Source organism: Sandaracinus amylolyticus (assembly GCF_000737325.1).
Lineage (GTDB): Bacteria > Myxococcota_A > Polyangia > Polyangiales > Sandaracinaceae > Sandaracinus > Sandaracinus amylolyticus.
On record NZ_CP011125.1, the window covers coordinates 4,817,202 to 4,837,424 of the forward strand.

Sequence of the window (20,223 nt, forward strand, 5' to 3'; positions counted from 1 at the left end):
AGACTAAGTTGCAGTCGTTTCGGAGTCAAACGGCGATCGCGCGAGATCGTGCACGCGATCACGCGCGCTCACGACGACGACGCGCGCTCGAGCGTGTGCGCGAGCGAGAGCCATCCCGCACGACGCGCCAGATCCGCGCCGCGCGTGCGCGCACGGCTCGCCGCGCCTTCGTCGCCGAGCGCGCGATGCGCGAGCGCGAGCAGCTCGACGGCGAGCGCGGCATCGCCGGTACGGCCGAGCGCTTCGAGGCGATCGATCGCGCGCACGATCGCGGGCACGAACGACGCGTCGGGATGCTCCTGCACCGCGATGGTGGCCTGCACTGCGCTCCCGAGGAGCACGATGCGCTCGAGCCTGCGCTTCCGGGCGAGGCGGATCGCCTGCTCGGCGCGCTGCGCCGCCTCGACGCCCTCGCCTGCGCGGAGCGACGCGAGCGCGGCGCGCAGCGATGCGACCGGAAGCTCCGCCTCGAGCGCGGCATGCGTCGCGACCTCGAGCGCCTCGCGCGTGCGCGCCGCGGCGCCGCGCAGATCGCCGGCGGCCTCTTCGGCCGCGCCCATCGCGGCGAGCGCGGCGTAGCGGAGATCGGCGTGCCCGAGACGCGCTGCGACCGCGAGCGCTTCCTCGGCGGTGTCGTCGGCCGCGCGTGCACGATCGGCGCGCGCCTCGGCGAGCGCGAGCACGGCGAGCGCATGGCCGCGGCCCGCTCCGTCGTTCGCTTCGCGGAACGCGGCGACCGCCTCGACCAGCGTGGCGATCGCGTCGTCCGTGCGCCCGAGCTCGATCAGCGCGCGCCCAGCGGCGAGCCGCACCGACGCGCGCGACGCGACGGGCGCCTGCACGAGCGCGGGATCGATCTCCTCGAGCGCCGCGAGCGCATCGGCTGCGTGGTCCACGCGCATCGCCGCCTCGGCGCGCGCCAGCGCGATCGCGATGCGCGTCGCAGGTCGGCCGTGCGCGCCGTGCGAGCTCGCGAGCTCGTCGAGCAGCGCGCGCGCGCGCTCGACCTGGCCGCCCTGGATCGCGAGCCTCGACGCGCGCAGCGTGAGCTCGACGGCGCGATCGCCCTCGCGATCGTCGCCCTCTTCGCGCAGGACGCGCGCGGCTTCGGCGAGCGCGTCGGCAGCCTCGCCGGGCGCACCGCGCGACTCCGCGTGCGCCGCGACCTCCTCGAGGTACTCGGGCGCGCGACGGCGATCGAACGAGCGCGCGGCGTGGAACGCGAGACGGCGCATCCCCTCGGGCGTCGACGCCGCGCCGATGCGCTCGAGGGTCGCGACCACACGCGCATGCAGGCGTCGCTGCTCCTGCGCGTCGAGCGCGTCGCGCACGGCTCGCGCGATCATCGCGCCGGGGAACGACACGCGCTCGGGCCGCGCGCCTGCGCCGTCGTCGCCGCCCCATCGGCCGGTCGGCTCGTGCTCGCTCGCGCCGTGCTCGCTCGCCACGAGCAGCCGTCGCGCGAGCAGGCGACGCAGCGCGGGCACGCCCGTGTGGCCGACCAGCCCTTCGACCGCGCACAGCAGATCGACGGGGATCGGCGGCTCGATCATCGCCGCGGTCGTGAGCATCGCGCGATCGATCGGCCGGAGCTGACCGAGCCGCGCGCCGATCCGGTTGCGCGCGGCGTTCGACACCGTCGTCGGCAGCGGCGCGACGGCGCTCACGATGCCCGCGTCGACCGCGACCGACGCCGCATCGCGCGCGTCGGACGCGAGGAGCTCGATCCACTCCGGGTTGCCGCCGGTCTCGCGCGTGATCGCGTCGAGCAGCTCGGGCTCGATCGCGCGCGCGCCGAGCGATGCCGCGAAGAGCCGCCCTGCCGCGTCGGGTGGCAGCGGCGCGAGCCGCACGATCATCCCCGGCAGGTGCGGCACCAGCGCGCCCGGCCGTCGCGTGAGCACCACCATCACGCGCGCGCGGCTCAGTCCGCGCATCAGCAGCGGCAACACCTGTCGCGTGGAGTCGTCGAGCCACTGCAGATCCTCGAGCACGACGAGCACCGTCCGCTCGTGTGCGAGCGCGTCGATCGCCTTGCGGATCGCGACCACGATCTCGAGGCTGCGAGGACGTCCCGGGCGCTCGATCGGCGCGACCGGATACGCGAGGCCCAGCAGCTCGCCGCAGAGCCGCGCCTCGCGCGGCGAGAGGCCGAGCACGCGGATGCGCTCGACCTTCGCGAAGCGCTCGCTCGGCGTGTCGTCGGGCTCGACGCCGCACAGATCGCCGACGAGCTCCGCGAGCGCGGCGAACGGGCGATCCGCGCCCGCCTCGTCGGCGCGACCGGTCACCACGTGCACGTCGCGCGGCGTCACGAGGGCGCGCATCTCCGCGAGCAGCCGCGACTTGCCCGCGCCGGGCTCCCCGACGAGATGCACGACGCGGTGCGCGCCCGCGGCGACCTCCACGATCGCCTCGGACAACCGGCGCAGCTCGTCGCGACGACCGACGAGCGGCGCACGACGTCGTAGCGCGCTCGCGTTGCGCTCGGCGCGCGCGCGATAGCCCTCGACGATCGGAATGCGCCCGGCGCCCGGCACGATCGGGCGCTCGTCCATGCGGAAGTGATGCGAGAGCTCCTCGACGAGCTCGGGCTCGACGCGGATCTCACCGCCGATCGCCCCGTCGAGCAGCGCGCGCGCACGCTCGATCAGCTCGGGCTCGGGATCCGTCGTGACGCCCTCGACGACGCGCGCCTCGCCGTCGATCACGGTCATCCCGGGGACCGGCTCGACGCCGCCCTCGGCGCGCAGCGCGCGACGAAGCTCGAGCGCCGCGCGCACCGCGTGCACCTCGCCGCGCTCCACCCCGGCCGCGAGCCCGAACAGCGCGAGCCGCATCCCGTGCTGCGTCCCGAGCACGCTCCCGCCGGCCGCGTCACACGCCGCCGCGAACGCATCGATCTCTCCGTCGCGCTCTTCCACCGCGAGCAGCGCGACACGCCGCCGCTCGACCTTCACGCGCCGCGAGCTCGGCATCGCGGCGGTGCGCTGCCCGCCCGCTTCGTCGGTGCTCGCCTCCGCGACCGGCGCAGCGAGCGACGCGCCCGCGAGGCTGATCGACGTCGCGTCCTGGTACGCGCGCATCAGCACGTCGACGCGCAGCTTGTTCGGCGACATCGCGTCTTCCGGCGGGAACATCCGCTCCATCGCGGCCGCGAGCATCGGCTGCCCGACCGGCTCGCCGCGCCGGAAGAGCCACTGCGTGAGATCCGCGTAGAGCTCGCTCGCGTATGCGTAGCGATCGTCGCGCTGCGGCGCGAGACAGCGCGCGAGCACGCGCGCGAGCGCGTCGTCGACGCCCAGCTTCGCGGCGTCGAGCTCGGGCACCTGCGCCGCGCGCACCATCGCGAGCGTCTCCTGCGAGCTGCGCCCGCGGAACATCCGCTTCCCGACGAGCAGCTCGTAGAGGACGATGCCGAGCGAGAACACGTCGCTGCGGCGATCCAGCGGCTCGCCGCGCGCCTGCTCGGGCGACATGTACGCGTACTTGCCGCGCAGGATCTTCGGGTCCTCGCCGCGCCCGAGACCTGCCTCGTCGGCGCGCGCGATGCCGAAGTCCGCGACCTTCACCTCGCCCTCGTAGCCGAGCAGGATGTTCTGCGGCGAGACGTCGCGATGCACGATCGCGAGCGGGCGTCCTTCGTCGCCGCGACGTCGATGCGCGTGGTCGAGCGCGCCCGCGACCTCCGCGACGATCCACACGCGCAGAGGCAGCGAGAGCCCTTCGCCCTGCGGGCCGCCGCGGTGCGACATCGCTTGTCCGAGATCGCGCCCGCTCACGTACTCCATCGCGATGAAGTACGAGCCGTTCTCCTCGCCGAGATCGAAGATCTGGACGATGCGCGGATGCGAGAGCCGCGCGGCGATCTTCGCCTCGCGGATCAGCAGATCCGCGAAGCCTGGCTTCGCCATCAGCGAGGGGAGCACGCGCTTGATGACGACGGTCTTCTCGAAGCCGGCGACACCGCGCGAGCGCGCGCGCCACACCTCGGCCATGCCGCCCTCGGCGATGCGATCGAGCAGCTCGTAGCTGCCGAAGAGGACGGGCTCGCCCACGGAGGAGGAAAGGTACCTGATCCGAACGCGCGACAGCGATCAGAGCTGGAAGGGGTACGTGACCTCGAAGCGCTCGCTCGCGAAGCGCGGGAATCGTGCAGTGCGCACGGCGCGCGCGACGCAGCTCCCGACCGGCGTGCCCGCGAACTGCCCGCCGACGGTCGCCGTGGTCACGCGGCCGGTGCCGGCGACCACGATGCGCACCGACGCGACACCGTGCTCGGCCTCCGCGCACGCGCGCACGGCGGGCTCGACCGCCTGGATCGCGGCGAGCACCGCGCCGCGATCGGGCGTCGCGGGCAGATCCGCGTCGAGCTCCGCTTCGGCGGGCGCAGCGGCGACCTGCGCGCGCGGGGCGCTGCGCGCAGCTGCCCCCTGATCGGCGCGCGCGGTCGCGGTGGTCGCCGGCGCCTCGCTGACGGATGCCGGCGCGCCCGCACCTCCCGCGCCGCCACGCGCGTACGCGTCGTCGCTGGCGAGCGCCCGGCGAGCGCGCGCGCGCACGGGCGCTTCGTCGGCAGGGGCGCCGCCCGACGCGAGCGCGCCGCCCAACATCCCGTGCGGCCCGTCGAGCGCGTAGCCCTCGGCCGCGGCTGCGGCGGCGCCGGGACGCGGCGGGGGCGGAGGCGCTGCCTGCGGCGCGCCGATCGGCTCGGCGCGCCGCTGCATCGGCGCGGCCGGCATCGGCGTGATCGGCGCGGGCGCCGCCTCCTCCGCGAGCGCCGCATACGCGGCCTCCTCGGGCGCGACCGTCGGCGTCGCGGCGGGCGCGACCGTCTGCGCGGGCACGGCCGCGCGCTCCGCGCCCGGTGCGTCCTGGTAGATCTGCGTGCTGGTGAAGACACCGAGGCCGACCGCGGCCGCTGCCGCGAGCCCCGCGAGCCACTGATATCGACCGCGCTTGCGCAGCGGGACCACCGGCGCCTGCTGCAGCGACGACGCGCCGGGCGCGGGAGGAATCGACGGGAACGACAGACGATCGCTCGCCTGATCCGACGCGGGCGCGAGCTTCGGGATCTCGCGCGCCACCGGCGGCGCCACCGGACGCGCGCTCGGCGGAGGCGGCGGCGCTCCGGTCGCCTTCGCGACGACCACCGGCGCCACCGGCGGGATGCTCTCGAGCTCTTCGACCTGGAACTCGCCGCTCGTGATCACCGGCCCGAGCAAGCCCGCCGTCGCGTCGCGCAGATCGTCGTCGTCGTCGAACTGCGGCGCGCCGGTCACGTCCACGCCGCGCGGGAGCGTCTCGTCGAGGCGCTGCTCGATGCGCGACGCGAGCGCTTCGAACGCGGCGTCGTCGGGCTCGGGCAGCGGCCACTCGCGCATCAGCCGACCGAGGCGCGCGACGTCGTGCGCGTACGCCGCGGCCTGCGGATCACCGTCGAGCAGCTCGCGCAGGCCGGGATCACCGTCGATCCCACCGGGCGCGTCGAGCGCCGCGGAGATGCGCCGCTGGAGATCGTCTCTCATGCGCGCCTCCCCGTCGCTGCCGCGCTCACCGCAGCGCCTTCGTCGCTGCTCTCCTCGAGATGATCACCGAGCACGAGCCGCAAGCGCCGACGCGCCTCGTGCACGCGCCACGCGATCGTCCCTTCCGAGCACCCGAGCACTTCGCTCGCTTCCTTCTGCGGCACGCCCTCGAGCAGCACGAGCACCACCGTCGCGCGCAGCGAGGGCGAGAGGTCGTCGAGCGCCTTCGCGAGGCGACCGTAGAGCTGCGCCGCCTGCGCCGAATGACGCGGATCGTTCTGTCCCTGCGTCGGATCCGCCGCCGGCTCGGGCACTCGCGGATCCGAGATGTCCGCGGCGTCCACGCGCTTCCGGCGCCGCAGCGTGTTGAGCGAGACGTTGATGCAGATGCGGTAGAGCCACGTCGAGAGCTCGGCGCGACCGTCGAACCGATCGATCGCACGCCACGCGCGCAGGAAGGTCTCCTGCACCGCGTCCTCCGCCTCGCCGCGATCGCCGAGCATGTGGATCGCGCACGCGTACACGCGCCGCTGGTGCATCCGCAGCAGACGCCCGAACGCCGCCTTCTCGCCACGCTTCGCGCGCTCGATCAGCTCGGACTCGTTGGGCTCGACCATCGGGCGCTCGACCATCGGGCGGGTGTCGCTGCCGACGCCGCGTCGGAGACGCGGTCGCGGTCGGGACGGCGACCCCTCCGCGCCGTGCCTTCCGGCAACGCGACGCATCGTAGGCCAGCCACGCGGCAGGGACAACCGAGCACCCATCGTTCTGCACGCTCCGACCACGCCCCCCGCGGTCGACCTTGGGCCGGACGATGTGCGAAACATGGCGCACGGCCTGCAACTCGATGCATCATCGGGCCCGTGGCCGAACGGCGGCAGTCCCCCCGCATGGCGATCGAGCTGAGCGTCGAATACAAGCGACTGAACGCGTTCTTCGCGGATTACACGAAGAACATCAGCCGTGGTGGGACCTTCATCCGCACCGACAAGCCGCTCGCGATCGGCACGGACTTCGTGTTCAAGCTGAACGTGCCTGGGCTCGGCGAGCCGCTCGCGCTGCGCGGTCGCGTCCAGTGGATCGTCGAGCCCGCGCAGGCGACGTCGGATCAGGAAGCGGGCATGGGCATCGGCTTCCTCTGGGAGAGCGAAGCGGAGCGCGAGCGCATCGCGAACCACGTCGAGCGCCTGATGACCGAGAGCCTCGGCCCGGTGATCTACGACAAGCTCGTCGGCCGCCGTCGCCGCGGCGACGACGACGCCTGACGCGCCCGCGCGACGATCAGAGGATCTTGCCCGGGTTCAGCAGACCCTCGGGATCGAGCGTGCGCTTGATCGCGCGCAGCATCTCGAGCTCCGCGGGGCTGCGCGAGTAGCCGAGGAAGTCCTTCTTGAGCAGCCCGACGCCGTGCTCGGCGCTGATGCTCCCGTGGTGCTTGCGCACCAGCTCGAACATCGCCGCGTCGCTCTCGTGCGCATGCGCGAGGAACTCCGCCTTCGGCATGTCGTCGGGCTTCATCACGTTCACGTGCAGGTTGCCGTCGCCGATGTGCCCGAACAGGCAGATCTCGAAGCGCGGCCACTCCTTCGTGAACACCGCGTCGAGCTCGCTCACGAACGCGTCGAGCGTCGCGATCGGCAGCGCGATGTCGTTCTTGTGCGGCATGCCCGTCGCCGAGAGGCTCTCGCTGATCCCCTCGCGCAGCTCCCAGAGCGCCCTGCCCTGCCCCGCGCTCTGCGCGAGCGTTCCGTCGAGGATCAGATCGCGCTCGAAGAGCGACTCGAGCCAGCGCTCGAGCGCGCCGCGATCGTGCGCCTCGACCTCGAGCAGCACGTAGTGCGACGACGGAGTCTCGAGCGGCATCGAGAGCGCGCGGTGCCGCGCGAGGCGCGCGAAGCAGCGATCGGTGAAGAACTCGAACGCGCTGATCACGAAGGGCCCGACGCGCGCCGCATCGAACAGACGCAGCACGCCCGCGAGGTCCGGCACCGCGAACAAGAGCACGTCGAGGTGCCCCGGCACGCGCGTCAGCTTCAGCGTCGCGCCGGTGATGATCCCGAGCGTCCCCTCGCTGCCGATGAAGAGCTGGCGCAGATCGAACCCGGTGTTGTTCTTCTCGAGCGCGCCGCCGAGCTCGAGCACGTCGCCGTTCGCGGTGACCACCTCGAGGCCGAGCACCCACTGACGCGTCAGGCCGTAGCGGATCACCTTCACGCCGCCGGCGTTCGTCGCGATGTTGCCGCCGATCTGCGAGCTGCCCTTGCTCGCGAAGTCGACGGGCCACGTCACGCCGTGCGGCTCGCAGTGCGCGTGCACCGCGGCCGTCACCGCGCCCGCCTGCGCGCGCAGCGTGAGCGCGCGCGTGTCGACCGCTCCGAGATCACGCATGCGCTCGGTCGAGACGACGAGCTCACCACGCGCCGCGACCGCGCCGCCCGCCAAGCCCGTGCGCCCGCCGCTCGGCACGATCGCGATGCCGTCGTCGGCACATCGCCGCACGATCTCGACGACGTCCTCGGTGCGCCGCGGGAACGCGATCGCCATCGGCGCGGGGTCGAACACCTTCGTCCAGTCGCGCCCGTAGGTCGCGAGATCGTCGGGCTCGGTCGAGACCGCGCTGTCCCCGATCTCCTGACGCAGCGCGGCGACGAATCGATCTCGCTCGGAGCCGGTGAGCGTGCGGGTCATGCCGGCGCGTCATCTAGCACGCGCGCGCACGACCCACTCGCGGATCGGGGGCCGATTCTGGCACTCTCCACGGACCGATGCGCAGGACGCGCCGTCTCGGTCGCTACCACCTGACCTACCGGATCGCGTTCGGTGGGATGGCCGAGCTCTTCCGGGCATTCACGTTCGACGACGTCGACGGACACCAGCTCAACGTCGCGATCAAGCGGCTGCTCCCGCACTTCCGCGAGGACAAGTCGTTCGTCGACATGCTCACCGACGAGTTCAAGCTCGTCAGCTACCTCAAGCACCCGAACATCGCCGAGGTGTACGAGCTCGTCGAGCTCGACGACGCGCTCATCATCTCGATGGAGTACGTCGACGGGAAAGACCTCCGCTCGACGGTCGAGAAGGCGAAGGAGCAAGGGCTCGCCCTCGCGCTCGACGACGTGGTCTACGTGGTCGCGCGCAGCCTCGAGGGGCTGCACCACGCGCACGTCGCGCGCGATCCGAAGAACGAGCCGCTGCGCATCGTGCACCGCGACTTCTCGCCGTCGAACGTGCTGCTCGGCTACGACGGCACCGTGAAGCTGTGCGACTTCGGGATCGCGAAGGCGACGCACAACCGCATCCAGACCAAGACCGGGATCATCAAGGGCAAGGTCAAGTACATGTCGCCCGAGCAGGCCTTCGGCCGGAAGCTCGACTGGCGCAGCGACGTGTTCAGCGCGGGCTCGGTGCTCTACGAGCTCTCGACGCACCAGGCGCCGTTCAGCGCGCCGAACGAGATCGATCTGATCTTCGCGGTGCGCGAGGCGAACCCGACGCCCGCGCGCGAGGTGAGCCCGGCGATCCCCGAGCAGCTCGCGAAGATTATCGAGAAGGCGATGGCGCGCTCGCGCTCGGCGCGCTTCCAGAGCGCGCTCGAGTTCCGCAACGCGCTGCTGACGTTCCTGCGCCGCTACAACCCGAGCTATCGCCGCAACAAGCTCGCGCAGTTCATGAAGCGCGTGTGGCGCGACGAGATCGAGCGCGAGCTGCGCGCGATGGAGGACTACGTCGTCGACGTGAGCGCGGTCGCGCCCGCGGACCTCGGCAAGAACCTCATCGCGAGCGCGCTCGGGCCCGACGCGCCGTTCAGCCGCTTCAGCCCGAGCCCGACGCGCTCGACCTCGGCGAAGGAAGGCGCGGGCGACGGCGACGACGCGGTCCACCACGCGAAGACCGAGATCCTCGACGCGCGCGCGCAGCAGCTCGCGGCCGCGATGCGCCCGCGCCCGTCGACGACGAAGGGCGCTCGACCCGTCACCGCGCCGCCGCCGCCGCCCAAGCCTCCCGGCGGCTCGCAGCGTCCGCCTCCGCCTCCGCCGCGCGTGCCGCCTCCGCCGCGCGCCGCGCGCCCCGGCACCGCGAATCGTGGCGCGCCGTCCGCGGATCCCAACGACCCGATCCACAACGAGAAGACCGTCGTCGCAGATCCGCGGCGTGGTCCGACGCGCTGATCCACGCTGCGCTCTCCGATGCAGATCCACCTCGTCGACGGGACCTACGAGCTCTTCCGCTCGTTCTTCGGCGCACCTTCTTCGAAGGACGCGCATGGCCGCGAGGTCGGCGCGACGCGCGGGATGCTGCGCACGCTGCTCGCGCTGCTCGAGCCGGGGCGCGCCGACGGAGGCGCGACGCACGTCGCGATCGCGTTCGACACCGTGATCGAGTCGTTCCGCAATCAGCTCTTCGCCGGCTACAAGACCGGCGACGGGATCGATCCCGCGCTCTGGGCGCAGTTCCCGCTCGCCGAGCGCGCGGCGCGCGCGCTCGGGATCGTCACCTGGTCGATGATCGAGTTCGAGGCCGACGACGCGCTCGCGACGGGCGCCGCGCGATGGGCGTCGCGCGCGGACGTCGAGCGCGTGGTGCTGTGCTCACCCGACAAGGATCTCGCGCAGTGCGTCGGCGCGAAGGTCGTGTGCCTCGACCGACGTCGCAAGACGACGATGGACGTCGACGGCGTGCGCGCGAAGTTCGGCGTCGAGCCCGCGTCGATCCCCGACTGGCTCGCGCTCGTGGGCGACACCGCGGACGGCATCCCGGGCGTGCCGCGCTGGGGCGAGAAGAGCGCGTCGGCGGTGCTCGCGAAGTTCCGCCGCCTCGAGGACATCCCCGACGACGCGAAGACGTGGGGCCTGTCGGTGCGCGGCGCGGACGCGCTCGCGACGAGCCTGCGCGAGCGACGCGCCGACGCGATGCTCTACCGGACGCTCGCGACCCTCCGCACCGACGCGCCGCTCGCGGAGTCGCTCGAGGATCTCGAGTGGCGGGGCGCCGATCGCGCGGCGCTCGTCGATCTCTGCGCGGAGCTCGGGGACGCGGACTTCGTCTCGCGCGTCCCGCGCTTCCGCTGAGCGTCAGAACTCGTCGTCTTCGGCTTCGCCTTCGTCGGCGCCGCTGCTCTCCGCCTCGTGCTCGTGGATGATCACGCGGCGGCGATCGTCGGGATCGACGTGGCGCCGCTCGATGAGCGTGTTCACACGACGCATCACGCGCTCCGCCGCGGGCGAGAGGTGCCAGCGCGCGATCACGCGTCCCTCTTCGTCGGCCCACTTCACGAACGCGACGAAGCGCTGGTTCAGGATGCGCGCGTCGTTGCCCTGCACGGTCGCGAAGCCCGCGTCCGCCTGGCGCACCGTCAGCGTGACCTCGTCGGGCAGATCGCCGTGGCGCTCGCGATCGACGTGCGCGACCAGGCGCAGCGTCTCGTGCCGATCGAGATCGACGTCGGTGCGGAGCGTCGTCACCGTCACCAGCGCGACCGCGTCGGCGAGCGACACGCGGCGATCGATGTCCTCCTCCCACGAGCGCAGCCACGAGCCCTCGAGGATCGACGGGTCGTCGATGTAGTCGACGGCGTTGTCGAACGCGACCGCGTGCTCGTCGGTGAACGGCCCGGTCACCTGGATCACGGGCGTGCTCGGCCCGCCGCAGCCGGTCGCGAACGAGGAGACGGTGAGCGTGGCGGCGAGGAGGGCGCGTGCGGTCTGGCGCATGGTGGTCGAGGTATGCGGTGCGCGCGACGCGGTCAAGGTTCGACGGAGGACCACAGAGCCTCGAGATCGGACGCGAGCGGCGCCGTGAACGTCATCCGCGCGCCGGTGCGCGGATGCTCGATCGTGCAGCGATACGCGTGCAGCGCGTGGCGCTCGTGGCCGAGCCGATCGCGCAGCGAGTCGGTCATGCCGGTCTCGACCCACTCGACGAATTCGCTGCTGGTGCCGGGGCCGTAGAGCTTGTCGCCCACGATCGGGTGTCCGATCGCGGCGAGGTGCACCCGGAGCTGGTGCTGGCGTCCGGTGTGCGGCTTGAGGTGCACGAGGGTGCGATCGCCGCGGCGCTCGACGACGCGCAGCTCGGTGAGCGCAGGCAGCCCCTCGTCGTGCGGCTCCATGCGCAGGTGCAGGCCCTCGCTGGCGCGGCGCAGCGGGCGATCGATGCGCATCTCGTCGGCGTCGACGCGGCCGCGCACGATCGCGAGGTACTCCTTGTCGACGACGCGCGTCTCGAACTGGCGCTTCACCGCGACCTCGTCGGGCCCCGGGATCGCGCACACGACGACGCCGCTCGTCTCGCGATCGAGGCGATGGCAGATGTGCGGTCCGCCCACGCCCCAGCGCGCGCGCAGCATGCTGGTGAGCGTGTTCTTGTGGTAGGTCGCCGACGGATGCACCGGCAGCCCGGCGGGCTTGTCGACGACGGTGATCGCGTCGTCCTGGTACAGCACGCCGAACTCCTGCGGCGTCTCGGGCTCGACGAAGCGCTCGCGCACGAGCAGCACGATCTCGCCGGCGCGCACGCGCTCGCTCGGGACGCGGCGCGAGCCGTCGTCCCGGTACGCGCAGTGGACGACGATCTCGTTCGCTCTCTCGCGCGTCAGGCGCGGGATGCGCCAGTGCACGAAGCGATCGAGCCGCTGCCCGTCGAGCTCGTTGGGCACGCGGAACGCGAGCACCACGGAGTCGGGATCGCAGCCCGGAGGCACGGCCGCGTGGGAACGCGGCACCTTGGTCACCGGGCTGCCTCTCGAGGGTCGGGTACGCATCACCCGAGAACCCTCACGATCCCCGATCACGAAGGAAACGAGGTCACGCGGCCTTGATGATCTTCCCGGAGCGGATGCAGCGCGTGCAGACGCGGACGTGCTTCGGGGTGCCGTCGATCATGACGTGCACGGACTGCAGGTTGGGCTGCTGCCACTTCCGCGACTTGCGGTTCGAGTGGCTGACGTTGTGGGCTGCCTGGGCGCCCTTTTCGCAGACGGCACAGCGGTAGGCCATGATTTCCTTCGACTCCGAGAGGGGCGGAGGGGTAGCAGAGGGAGCGACGGCCCGCAAGGGCGCGCCCCGGCGGGGGCGCGGGCGATGCGAGCCGCTCGCGGTTCGCGTCTCGGTGCGCTCCCGGAGCGGAGTCGGGTGTCCGTGACCCCAGGGACGATTCCAGGATCGATCCTTGGGTGTCCGTGACCCCAGAGGTCGATTCTAGAATCGATCTTTGGGTGCCCGTGACCCCGGTGGTCGATTCCGAAATCGATCGTTCGTTGTCCGCGACGCTGGAGATCGACTTCGAAATCGATCGTTGGGTGTCCGCGACCCCAGAAAGCGATTCTGAAACCGGTCTCCGAGGCTCACGCACGCCCGGATCGATTCTGGGATCGGCGATCGAGCTCGGCGATCGCGCGCTCCGATCGTGGACCGACGGAGGGGCCTGGCGCGTGATTGCGGCCCCCCGGGAATCTCGCCGAGAGCGCCGTCCGTTTGGGCCCGACGGAGTGGCGTGGCAGGCTTCCTCTCTCGCCTTCGATGAGCTCTTCTCCCGACGACAGCACGACGCCGCCCGAGCGTGACGCCCCGAGCCGTCCCGCCCCTCGCGCGTCGGGAAGCAGGGCGGCGCTGGCGGCGTGTGGTCTCCTCGCCGCCACCATCGCGCTCGTCCCGGGCGATCCCGTCGAGCGGCCGCAGCGCTCGGAGGCCGGCGCGCACGAGGCGACCACGCCAGCGCCGGTCGGCGCGCCCGTCGGGCCGCGGCCCGCGCGCGGTGATCAGGCGCTCTCGGGGCGGGTCGTGGATCCCGGGGGGCGCGGGATCGCCGATGCGCGCGTCCAGGCGGTGCGCGAGGACGTCGACGGCGACGTGACGCGCGAGGTGCGCAGCAGCGCCGATGGTGCGTTCGCGCTGTCCGAGCTGCCCGCGGGGCGCTGGACGCTGCGCGCGAGCGCGTCGGGGTTCGGCGCCACCGGCACCGTGCGCGACGTGCCGGGCAGCAGCGAGGCGCTCGTGCTGACGATCGCGCCCGTCGCGCGGGTCGCGGGACAGGTGATGGGCGTCGACGGAGCGCCGGTCGCGGGCGCCGAGATCGTCCTCGCCGGCAGCGGCGTGTGGCCCGCGCGGACGCTCGAGACCGGCGCCGACGGGCGCTTCGTGCTCGAGGACGTCCCGCCGGGCGTGTACGAGGTGCAAGCCCACGCGAGCACCGGCGCGGCGCCGCCACGACGCGGGCTCGTCGTCGAAGCGGGCGGGCGCGCGTACCTCACGTTCCACCTCGAGCCGGGCGCGACGATGGTCGGTCAGGTGATCGACGCCGAGACCGACGCGCCGATCGCCGGCGCCGAGATCGTCGTCGCCGAGGGCGAGCTCGCGATCGCCCCGCGCGCCCTGCGCAGCAACGGCGAGGGCGCGTTCCGCGTCGCGGGGCTCGCGAGCGGCGATCATCACGTCACCGTGCACGCCGAGGGCTACGTGCCCGTCGTGGGCGCGCGATGGACGCCCGGCGAGCCGCTCCGTCTCACGATGGAGCGCGGCGCCGTGCTGAGCGGGATCGTGCTCGATGCGCGGCGCCGGCCGGTCGAGGGCGCGCGCCTCGAGGTGCTCGGCGAGTCGGGCGATCGCCAGCCGATCGCGATGAACGGCGCGAGCGTCGCGTTCCGCGCCGAGGTCTTCCGCGCGCACGAGCAGGCGCTCGGCGCGGGGCCTCCGCCGTCGCTCGGCGCGCTCGAGGTGACGAGCGACGTGCCGCCGATCCCGCTCGCGCCCGCGGCGTACGAAGCGCCGGTGGAGCTCGCGGGCACGCCGGCACCCGCCGCCGCGCCGCGGGTGGGCGCGATCGCGTCGGGCTTCGTGACCGCGTCGGACGGGACGTTCCGCATCGAGGGCGTGCCTCCGGGCCACGTACAGCTCGTCGCGCGGAAGTCGGGCTTCGCGCCGGGGAGCTCGGAGCGCGTGTGGGTCGGCGCGGGGCGCGAGCGCGAGCGCATCGAGATCGTGCTCGAGCCCTCGGGACGGATCGAGGGTGAGGTCGTCGACGAGCGCGGCGACGAGGTCGCGAACGCGATGATCGAGCATCGCTCGGACGCCGAGCCCTGGCCGCGCGTGACGGTGTCGGACGCGAGCGGACGCTTCGCGCTCGACGACGTGGCGGGCGCGGTGACGATCCGCGCGAACGTGGCGGGACGCGCGCCGGTGCAGGTGCGCGTCGACGTGAGCGCGGGCGGGCGCGAGCGGGTGCGCGTCGTGTTGCCGGCGCCGGGGCCGCGCATCGAGGGACGCACCGTCGACGAGCGCGGGCGCGAGGTCGCGAGCGTGCAGGTGCGGCTCGAGTCGATGGCGCCGGGCGAGAGCGCGCCGCGCGTGGTGTTCAGTGACGAGCGCGGACGCTTCGCGATCGACGACGCACCGCCGGGCCCGTGGCGTGTCAGCGCGGATCACGCCGACTACGCGCAGGGTGATCCGGTGGACGTCGACGCGATCGACGGCGAGCTGCGCGTGGTCGTGCGCGCGGGCGCGAACGTGCGCGGCCGCATCGTCGACGCGATGAGCGGCGAGGCGATCGAGGGCGCGTCGATCGTGATCGAGCGCGCCGACGGGCCGCCGCTCGCGCGCGATACACGCAGCGACGGCGAAGGATCGTTCGTGATCCCGCGCGCCGTGCCGGCGACGTACGCGGCGACGGTGAGCGCGCCCGGGTTCGCGGCGTGGCGCGGCGAGCTCGCGGTGAGCGCGACGCGCGCCGGAGAGATCGAGCTCGATGCGATCGAACTGATGCCCGGCGCACGGCTCGAGGGCGAGGTCGTCGACGCGCTGGGCGCGGTGGTGCGCGGCGCGAGCGTGAGCGTCGACGGTGATCCGGCGCGCAGCGTGCGGACCGACGCGCACGGGCGCTTCGTGCTCGATGGGCTCGGCGAGGGATCGCTCGTGATCCTCGCGGCGCATCCCGCGGCGGGCGAGGTGACGCACACGATCCAGGTGCGCGCGATGCGGGATCCCGGCGCGATCCTGATGCGTCTTCCCCAGCGCTTCGATCCCGACGACGCAGCGAGCGAGCGCGCGATCCGGCGCGGCGTCGCGATCGAGGTCGACGACGCGGAGGGCGCGGTGCGCGTCGCGCGCGCGTCGGGGCGTGCGGCCGAGGCCGGACTGCGACGGGGCGACGTGCTGCTCGCGATCGACGGCGAGCTCGTCGAGCACGTCGACGACGCGGAGCGCCTGCTGCGCGGTGCCGACGGGGTGAGCGCGGTGCTCGATCTCGAGCGCGACGGCGAGCCCTTCCGGGTGCGCGTCGCGCGCGAAGCGTGGTGAGTCAGACCGCGACCCAGCCGCGCTCGGTGCGCTTCGCGCGACCGTCGTGCTCGAGCTTGATCAGGTGCGCCTCGGTGGAGAGCGCGGCGAGCGGCCACGCGGATCGCGGTGCGTCCGCGTAGGCCATCGGGAGCAGATCGCCCGGGCGCGCCGGCGTCGCGTGCGCGGTGAGCGCATCGAGCACGCGGCGCTCGCGCGCGAGCCGGTGCTCGACGTAGCGCTCGAGCACGATCCCCGGCGGTCGCATCACGCCGCCGTGCGCGGGCACGATCGCGCGCGCGTCGAGCGCTGCGAGACGACGCAGCGACTCGAGATAGAGCGCCATGTCGCCGTCGCCGGGCTCCACCAGGATCGTGCCCACGCCCGCGATCATGTCGCCCGCGATGAGCGCGCCCGATCGCTCGTCGAGGAAGCACAGATGCCCCGGCGCGTGCCCCGGCGTCAGCACCGCGCGCAGCGTGATCGGCTCGCCGCCATCGAGCACGATCCGCGAGCCGTCGGCGAGGCTCGGCTCGAACGTGATCCCGCGCGGGGTGCGGCGCGCGGTCTCGGGATGCGCGACCAGCGGCGCAGCGAGCGCGTCGCGCAGCGCACGCGCGCCCGAGACGTGATCGACGTGGTGGTGGGTCGCGGCGATCGCGCGCAGCGTGATCCCGGTGGCCTCGAGCGCGCCGACCCACTCTGCGACGCGATCGAGCTCACTGCGATCGGGCGTCGCCGGCTCGATCAGGACCGCGTCGCGCGATCCGATCACGAAGAGGTTCGTGTGCTGCGCGGGCGGGAGCGTCGGCGTGCGCACCGCGATCATCCGCAGCGACGGCGCGATCTCGATCGACGTCTCGCCTTCGATCGGCGCGAGCACGATCGCATCGCGCGCGATCCCGCGGACCACGCTCGCCGCATCAGCCGTGAGCGCGATCTCCGCCCTCCCCCACTGCGCGCGCAGCGCGTCGAGCGTGTGCCACGCGAGCGGCGGCGCCACGGGATGCTCGCTCGCGGACTCGACGCGCTCGATCACCAGCTCGTCGCGCTGCTCGACGACGCCGATCGTGTCCCCGTCGCGCGGCAGATCCCAGCGCTCGCCGAGCGGCAGATCGTCGCGGCGCGCGAGCAGGATCGCGCGCCCGTCGATCACCACCCGCGCGGGCATCACTCCTCGTCGCCGACCGCCGGCACCTTCGGCGGCGGCGGGATCGCCGGCCCCTCCTCGGTCGACGTGCGCGGGTACATCGATGCACGCCGGCCCGGGAGGATCGACGGCGAGCGCCCCTCGCGCGCCTTCGTCGGATCACCGACGAGCGCGAGGCACTGCTTCAGCACCGTCTTGAGCGTCTCGGTCACGCCCAGGCCGCGCACCGCGATCGCCTCGAACTCCGCCACGCCCGCGGGCACGCGCAGCGCTTCGCGCAGCTCGTCCACGCTCGAGACGTCCGGCAGATCGCGCTTGTTGTACTGCACGACGAGCGGCAGCCGATCGGGATCGTCGCCCTGGCGCCGCAGGTTCTGCTCGAGGTTGATGATGCTCTCGATGTTCTGCTCGAAGCGCGCGCGCTGCGAGTCCACGACGAACACGATTCCGTCGACGTGGCGCAGCACGAGCTGCCGCGTGCGATCGTGAGCGATCTGACCGGGCACCGTGCACAGGTGGAGGCGCACCTGGTAGCCCTTGAACTCTCCGAGCTCGACCGGGAGCAGATCGAAGAACAGCGTCCGCTCGCTCTCCGCGGCCAGCGAGATCAGCTTCCCGCGCCGATCGGGCCGGCTGTTCGCGTGGATGTACTCCAGGTTGGTCGTCTTCCCGCCCAGACCCGGGCCGTAGTAGACGATCTTCAAGTGGAGCTCGCGGCGAGCGTGCTGGACGAGCGGCATCGGGGATTGCGGCGCGGAGGCCGAAGTTGTACCCGTACCCGACCTCGGGCGCGTTGTAAAACGGCCTCGCACCGGACCGAATGGACCAACCGAAACGAGGCACGTCGCCGAAGTTGGATTCGCGCGTGCTCACGCTCTGCTTCGTCGTGCTCTGCGCATGTGGCGGCGCGCCGCACCGCGATCTCGACGACACGTTCGCGCGCATCCAGGTCGAAGAGGCGCGCATCGAGCACGCGGCCACGGCACGCGACGCGCACGAGGAGTGCGTGATGCGCGCGGGCGCGTGCGACGAGATCTGCGACGCGACGAGCGCGCTGTGCGAGCTCGCGCGCGAGAGTGAAGATCGCGACGCGCTCGCGCGCTGCGAGCGCGCCGAGGCGCGCTGTCGTGCGTGCGGCGCCGAGCCCGCATGCGAGGAGCCTCCGTCGTGAGCGAGTGGATCGAGACCGCGCGCGCGGTCGCGCGCGGCACGCGCGAAGCACCGGCGGGATGGCAGGTGATCCGCGGCGAGCGCCCGGCTCTGATCGACGCGGAGTCGGTGCGTGGTCTGCTCGCGACGATGGTCGCGGTGATCGCGTGGGCAGGCGCGGTGTTCCGCGAGATGGTCGCGGGCACGCCGCTCGATCCGCTCGCGCTCTTCATGCGCCTCGTCGCGCTCGCGATGACGGTGCGCGCCGCGCTCTTCCTGCGCGAGCTGTGGCAGCGCGTGCGCGTGTGGTCGCGCGCGACGTCCAGCACGCTCGTGCTCGCGCCCGAAGGCCTCTACGCGCAGTTGCCCGACGAAGAAGCGGCGGTCGACAAGCACGAGATCGTCGGCGTGAGCGAGCGCGGTGTGTGGCAGTCGCGCAGCGCGGGGCGTCGCTACAGCCCGGTCTACGTCGTCGTCGCGAGCGCGATGCGCACGCACGTCGAGCTGCCGCCGATCTTCGACGCGACGCCGGGTGTGCTCGCGGAGCGACTGATGCGGTGGCGCGGCGTGATCGAGCTCCCCGAGGAGCCGCAGTTCCCGGCGCCGGCCTCGCTCGCGAGCAAGGTCTACGACGACGCGGCGCGCGGCATCCGCGATCCCGGGACGCTCGTGATCCAGCACGGCGATGGGTGGATTCGCCGCGGCCCGTGGGCGACGGTCCTGCTCGGCATCGCGATCGTCGAGGGCTTCCTCCGGGCGAGCCCGGAGGAGCGCGATGCGCTCGGCGCAGCCGTGGTGTTCACCGCGGGCATGGCGCTCGTGCTGACGCCGGTCGTGTGGGTCTGGCTCACGCGCCGTTCGATCGCGCCGCGCCAGGGCCTCGCGATGGTCATGACGCCCGCGGAGCTGCTCATGCGCACGCGCGCCGGCGTGCTGCGCGTGCGGTGGTCGAACCTGCAGCGGCTGAGCATCGACACCCGCGGCCGTCTCTCGCCGATCGAAGGCTGGGCGATCCATCGCGCGCTCGTCATCAAGCGCAAGGACGGACCGCCGATCACCTACGACGAGGCGTTCCTCGGCGTGCCTGCCGAGGTCGCGCTCACGCTCTGCGACGCGCACGCGAGCGGCGCGCTGCTGCCCGCTTCAGGCGAGCTGTCGCGAGAGCTTCCGGAGCCCACCGCGGATCGCGGGACGGAGCGCGAGCCCGGCGACACGAGCGAGCCCGGGGATCGGTGACGCGAGCACGATGTCCCAGGTGAGCCGCGTGCTGTGCTCGCCGAGCTTCTCCACGATCATCTCGCCGCGGTGGAAGCTCACCGGGACGCCGCGGACGATGCGGTACACGAGGCGTCCGTTGCGCCCCTCGGCGGGCGCGTCCGCGTAGACGACCTCTTCGTCGATCGTGACCACGCCGCGGGCGCGGATGCGTCGCACGGTGCCCACGCCCGTGCCGTCACGACGCGCGAGCACGGTCACGCGCGCGTCCATCCAGCGCGACATGCCCTCGTGATCGTTGATCGCAGCCCAGACTTGATCAGGAGACGCGGCGATCTCCTGCGTGAACACGATGCGCTCCTGGCTCACCGCCAACGCACCTTCGTGATCTCGTACGTCTTCTTGCCGCCGGGCGCGTTGACCGTGACCTCGTCGCCCGGCTCGCGTCCGATCAGCGCGCGCGCGACGGGCGACGTGACCGAGATCGTGCCCTTCTCGAGATCGGCTTCGTCCGGGCCGACGATGCGGTACTCGACGACCTTGCCGGAGTCGACGTCCTCCATCGTGACGTGCGCGCCGAAGCGGACCTTGTCGCCGGTGAACGACGAAGGATCGATCACCTCGGCGCGCGAGAGCTTGTCCTCGATCTCGTTGATGCGCGCCTCGATCATGCCCTGCTTCTCTTTCGCCGCGTGGTACTCGGCGTTCTCGCGCAGGTCGCCGTGCTCGCGCGCGACGCCGATCTCCTTCGAGATCTTCGGGCGCTCCACGGACTTGAGGTGGTTGAGCTCCTCCGTCAGGGCCGCGTGCCCTTCGGGTGTCATCGGGACCTTTTCCATGGTGCTCACCTATCGCGACGCGAGCCTCCGACATACGACGGGCCCGCGCGCCGAGCAAGGTTTCATCCGGCCGC

Annotated in this window: 16 protein-coding genes and 1 pseudogene; 6 read left to right on the forward strand and 11 right to left on the reverse strand. The window is 72.8% G+C overall.

Annotated elements, in window-relative coordinates; genetic code table 11:
• Nucleotides 1–68: 68 nt before the first annotated feature.
• Genes DB32_RS20480 through DB32_RS20490 form a run of 3 tightly spaced genes read right to left on the reverse strand, consistent with a single transcriptional unit; the run spans nucleotide 69 to nucleotide 6,145 of the window.
• The gene (locus DB32_RS20480) at nucleotides 69–4,058 is read right to left on the reverse strand and encodes a serine/threonine-protein kinase (protein WP_053234340.1); all 3,990 of its coding nucleotides are present in this window, start codon (nucleotides 4,056–4,058) and stop codon (nucleotides 69–71) included.
• 39 nt (nucleotides 4,059–4,097) lie between these two features.
• Nucleotides 4,098–5,528 (reverse strand): hypothetical protein, encoded by a 1,431-nt coding sequence (locus DB32_RS20485; protein ID WP_053234341.1) that lies wholly within the window; start codon nucleotides 5,526–5,528, stop codon nucleotides 4,098–4,100.
• Nucleotides 5,525–6,145, reverse strand: a complete 621-nt coding sequence (locus tag DB32_RS20490; protein WP_169791498.1) for an RNA polymerase sigma factor — start codon at nucleotides 6,143–6,145, stop codon at nucleotides 5,525–5,527. Before DB32_RS20490 ends, DB32_RS20485 begins: the two co-directional genes overlap by 4 nt.
• A 246-nt stretch (nucleotides 6,146–6,391) precedes the next feature.
• On the opposite strand from DB32_RS20490, the gene DB32_RS20495 reads away from it, so the two are divergent.
• The gene (locus DB32_RS20495) at nucleotides 6,392–6,793 is read left to right on the forward strand and encodes a PilZ domain-containing protein (RefSeq protein ID WP_053234343.1); all 402 of its coding nucleotides are present in this window, start codon (nucleotides 6,392–6,394) and stop codon (nucleotides 6,791–6,793) included.
• 16 nt (nucleotides 6,794–6,809) lie between these two features.
• Here DB32_RS20495 and DB32_RS20500 read toward each other — a convergent pair whose 3' ends face one another.
• Nucleotides 6,810–8,216 carry an FAD-binding oxidoreductase gene (locus tag DB32_RS20500; RefSeq protein ID WP_053234344.1) on the reverse strand — a complete coding sequence of 469 codons (1,407 nt, stop codon included), beginning with the start codon at nucleotides 8,214–8,216 and terminating at the stop codon, nucleotides 6,810–6,812.
• 77 nt (nucleotides 8,217–8,293) lie between these two features.
• Between DB32_RS20500 and DB32_RS20505 the strand changes: the two genes are divergently transcribed.
• Both DB32_RS20505 and DB32_RS20510 read left to right on the forward strand, forming a co-directional pair.
• A complete protein-coding gene (locus tag DB32_RS20505; protein WP_053234345.1) occupies nucleotides 8,294–9,697 on the forward strand; it encodes a serine/threonine protein kinase in 1,404 nt (467 codons plus the stop codon).
• An 18-nt stretch (nucleotides 9,698–9,715) separates the two neighbouring features.
• On the forward strand, nucleotides 9,716–10,597 hold the full coding sequence (locus DB32_RS20510) for a 5'-3' exonuclease (RefSeq protein WP_053234346.1): 882 nt from the start codon (nucleotides 9,716–9,718) through the stop codon (nucleotides 10,595–10,597).
• 3 nt (nucleotides 10,598–10,600) lie between these two features.
• On the opposite strand, the gene DB32_RS20515 is transcribed toward DB32_RS20510, so the two are convergent.
• The 3 genes from DB32_RS20515 to rpmB all read right to left on the reverse strand — a co-directional run bounded on the left by DB32_RS20515 (nucleotide 10,601) and on the right by rpmB (nucleotide 12,523).
• Nucleotides 10,601–11,239: a hypothetical protein gene (locus DB32_RS20515; RefSeq protein ID WP_053234347.1), complete on the reverse strand. Its 639-nt coding sequence runs from the start codon at nucleotides 11,237–11,239 to the stop codon at nucleotides 10,601–10,603.
• A gap of 32 nt (nucleotides 11,240–11,271) precedes the next feature.
• Complete coding sequence (locus tag DB32_RS20520) at nucleotides 11,272–12,258, reverse strand: RluA family pseudouridine synthase (protein WP_053234348.1); 987 nt, start codon at nucleotides 12,256–12,258, stop codon at nucleotides 11,272–11,274.
• Nucleotides 12,259–12,331: 73 nt separating this feature from the next.
• A complete protein-coding gene (gene rpmB / locus DB32_RS44350) occupies nucleotides 12,332–12,523 on the reverse strand; it encodes a 50S ribosomal protein L28 (RefSeq protein WP_075097569.1) in 192 nt (63 codons plus the stop codon).
• A 522-nt stretch (nucleotides 12,524–13,045) separates the two neighbouring features.
• Between rpmB and DB32_RS20525 the strand changes: the two genes are divergently transcribed.
• Nucleotides 13,046–15,817 carry a carboxypeptidase regulatory-like domain-containing protein gene (locus DB32_RS20525; RefSeq protein ID WP_053234349.1) on the forward strand — a complete coding sequence of 924 codons (2,772 nt, stop codon included), beginning with the start codon at nucleotides 13,046–13,048 and terminating at the stop codon, nucleotides 15,815–15,817.
• 1 nt (nucleotide 15,818) lies between these two features.
• Here the strand turns inward: DB32_RS20525 and DB32_RS20530 are convergent, their stop codons facing one another.
• Together DB32_RS20530 and DB32_RS20535 are read right to left on the reverse strand one after the other, a co-directional pair.
• Nucleotides 15,819–16,967, reverse strand: coding sequence for an MBL fold metallo-hydrolase (locus DB32_RS20530; RefSeq protein WP_240481229.1), 1,149 nt, complete (start codon nucleotides 16,965–16,967; stop codon nucleotides 15,819–15,821).
• Nucleotides 16,968–17,119: 152 nt separating this feature from the next.
• A pseudogene (locus tag DB32_RS20535) lies at nucleotides 17,120–17,686 on the reverse strand (GTP-binding protein); the annotation flags it as partial.
• 125 nt (nucleotides 17,687–17,811) lie between these two features.
• Between DB32_RS20535 and DB32_RS20540 the strand changes: the two are divergent.
• Both DB32_RS20540 and DB32_RS20545 read left to right on the forward strand, forming a co-directional pair.
• Nucleotides 17,812–18,117 (forward strand): hypothetical protein, encoded by a 306-nt coding sequence (locus DB32_RS20540; protein WP_053234350.1) that lies wholly within the window; start codon nucleotides 17,812–17,814, stop codon nucleotides 18,115–18,117.
• Nucleotides 18,114–19,331, forward strand: coding sequence for a hypothetical protein (locus tag DB32_RS20545; protein WP_053234351.1), 1,218 nt, complete (start codon nucleotides 18,114–18,116; stop codon nucleotides 19,329–19,331). Before DB32_RS20540 ends, DB32_RS20545 begins: the two co-directional genes overlap by 4 nt.
• Here DB32_RS20545 and DB32_RS20550 read toward each other — a convergent pair.
• Together DB32_RS20550 and greA are read right to left on the reverse strand one after the other, a co-directional pair.
• Complete coding sequence (locus tag DB32_RS20550) at nucleotides 19,239–19,679, reverse strand: SRPBCC family protein (RefSeq protein ID WP_169791499.1); 441 nt, start codon at nucleotides 19,677–19,679, stop codon at nucleotides 19,239–19,241. The genes DB32_RS20545 and DB32_RS20550 overlap by 93 nt on opposite strands.
• Entirely contained in the window at nucleotides 19,676–20,149 is a 474-nt protein-coding gene (gene greA, locus DB32_RS20555; protein WP_053234353.1) for a transcription elongation factor GreA, read from the reverse strand. The genes DB32_RS20550 and greA overlap by 4 nt, the downstream gene beginning before the upstream one ends.
• Nucleotides 20,150–20,223 lie beyond the last annotated feature (74 nt).

Coding starts and splice junctions, on each gene's coding strand:
- DB32_RS20525 (WP_053234349.1), top strand. CDS start 13,046: ATGAGCTCTTCTCCCGACGACAGCACGACGCCGCCCGAGCGTGACGCC.
- DB32_RS20510 (WP_053234346.1), top strand. CDS start 9,716: ATGCAGATCCACCTCGTCGACGGGACCTACGAGCTCTTCCGCTCGTTC.
- DB32_RS20515 (WP_053234347.1), bottom strand. CDS start 11,239: ATGCGCCAGACCGCACGCGCCCTCCTCGCCGCCACGCTCACCGTCTCC.
- DB32_RS20500 (WP_053234344.1), bottom strand. CDS start 8,216: ATGACCCGCACGCTCACCGGCTCCGAGCGAGATCGATTCGTCGCCGCG.
- rpmB (WP_075097569.1), bottom strand. CDS start 12,523: ATGGCCTACCGCTGTGCCGTCTGCGAAAAGGGCGCCCAGGCAGCCCAC.
- DB32_RS20530 (WP_240481229.1), bottom strand. CDS start 16,967: ATGCCCGCGCGGGTGGTGATCGACGGGCGCGCGATCCTGCTCGCGCGC.
- DB32_RS20485 (WP_053234341.1), bottom strand. CDS start 5,528: ATGAGAGACGATCTCCAGCGGCGCATCTCCGCGGCGCTCGACGCGCCC.
- greA (WP_053234353.1), bottom strand. CDS start 20,149: ATGGAAAAGGTCCCGATGACACCCGAAGGGCACGCGGCCCTGACGGAG.
- DB32_RS20505 (WP_053234345.1), top strand. CDS start 8,294: ATGCGCAGGACGCGCCGTCTCGGTCGCTACCACCTGACCTACCGGATC.
- DB32_RS20490 (WP_169791498.1), bottom strand. CDS start 6,145: ATGGTCGAGCCCAACGAGTCCGAGCTGATCGAGCGCGCGAAGCGTGGC.